1 protein-coding gene is annotated in these 1,205 nt (G+C 50.1%); it reads right to left on the reverse strand.

The features are described 5' to 3' along the window. Positions 1-168: 168 nt before the first annotated feature. Positions 169-1,205 (reverse strand): IS3 family transposase (locus tag HMPREF2890_RS08910; protein WP_210394728.1); only part of this gene is annotated, 1,037 nt, incomplete at its 5' end.

A 1,205-nucleotide genomic window follows, 5' to 3' on the forward strand; every position in this document is an offset into this window, starting at 1 on the left:
TATGCGATTCCTGGAAAAAGTACACAGTTGATTGAATATTACTAGGACTGTATACCGGTCATTGGATTGAGACCTGAGAGTGTACACACCCGGAATGGGTTAGGTGTCAACTCGTATACAAATATACCCATTTATTACTAACGAGTACACACTTATTTTGCAAGCCCTTCATGGTCGCAGGACTTCTCCGTTGGAGGCGAGAGAGGCCCCGCCCCCACCCCCTTTTTGGGGGTGAGGGGCCTCTCCCGCCTCCTTCCCCTTGGACAATAGGGGATTAGGGTAGTCGGGCAGTAGCATTTGCATAGGCGTTTTCATCCCTATTGCCCGATGGGGACGAGCTGTATTGTAGGTCATAACACTCGTCTTTACTGCCGACTTAGCTTGTTCAAAGTCAAGTAGTTCGAAGTTATACAGGAAGTCGTTTTTCAGTGTCCCATTTAGCCGCTCTGCCATGGCATTGTGGAGAGGATCTCCGGTCTGGGTGACACTGGTTATGATACCGTACTTCGCCTCTAACTCGGTCATTTCCTTTGAGATATACTGACATCCGCGGTCGCTGTGGAAGATCAGTCCCGCAAGTGGATATCCGTGCTTTGTAAAGAAGTGTATGGACTGCTTTAGAGCATTGAGGGGACCCTCTGTCGAGAGGGTCTTACGGAGGTCAAATCCGGTGATGATCCTGCTGTAGGCATCCATCGTAAGTGACAGATAAACAAAGCCTTCTGACGTTTTTACGTAGGTGATGTCGGAGACCAAGAGACGGCAATTGTCAGGTGCGATGTACTTTGGGATCGTATTGACATGATCCTCAAAGCCATGATTGACCACCCCTCTTGTCGTCCGAGGAGGGCGCTTCTTCTTAGGCTCCCTCAAGAGCATGTTATTGGCATCCAGGAGCTTGGACAGCCAGTCTCGACCCACGGTGAAGATGTCACGGAAGTATTCATTTGACAGCTTGTGGAGTACGGCCACACCCGCCCTTGGCAGCCGCTCTCGCTGTCGTCTGCAAAAGTAGAGTACTGCACTCGCTTTGGTGGACTCGTCGTAGCCCTCGGTGGCGAGACGAGCAGCCTGAGCCCTCACTCTATTGTAGTAACCCTTTCTGCTGACGCAGAGGTATTTGCAACACTTGCTTACACCGATTGAGCGACCGCTGATGTTCTTATCTTTCATCTCGCCCACTAGTCTGAATAGTTCTTTTTTTT

Source organism: Porphyromonas sp. HMSC065F10 (assembly GCF_001808555.1).
Taxonomy (GTDB): domain Bacteria; phylum Bacteroidota; class Bacteroidia; order Bacteroidales; family Porphyromonadaceae; genus Porphyromonas_A.